This window comes from Streptococcus suis (genome assembly GCF_002964045.1).
Lineage (GTDB): Bacteria > Bacillota > Bacilli > Lactobacillales > Streptococcaceae > Streptococcus > Streptococcus suis_U.
This window is the reverse complement of record NZ_POPB01000132.1, coordinates 1-294: the sequence shown is the minus strand read 5'-3', so window position 1 is coordinate 294 and position 294 is coordinate 1. Positions and strand designations below refer to the sequence as shown.

At 41.2% G+C, this 294-nt stretch carries 1 protein-coding gene; it reads right to left on the bottom strand.

Annotated elements, in window-relative coordinates:
- Positions 1 to 293: MATE family efflux transporter (locus C1E99_RS00570; RefSeq protein ID WP_269088939.1), on the bottom strand; the 293-nt coding region annotated here is incomplete at its 3' end.
- Between the last annotated feature and the right edge of the window lies 1 nt (position 294).

Genomic DNA, 294 nt, shown 5'->3' with positions numbered 1-294 from the left:
AGGTACTGCCTACCAACTTGAAAAACAGATTCATCAAGTCCAAACTGTGCCAAGGAAGGAACAGCGATAAATAGGACCGAGCACAAGAGTAAAATAGTTAATCCGATGGCTAGATAGACAAACTGATGAAACTCCTCACGAATCTTATCTCTTTCACCTTTTCCTAAATATTGAGCGATGATTGGGACCAACGCAGATACAATCCCTGTTAGAAATGAAAAAAGCGGATTCCAAAGACTTGTTGCCATGGAAACACCTGCCAAATCCATGGTACTATACTGACCAGTCATCATG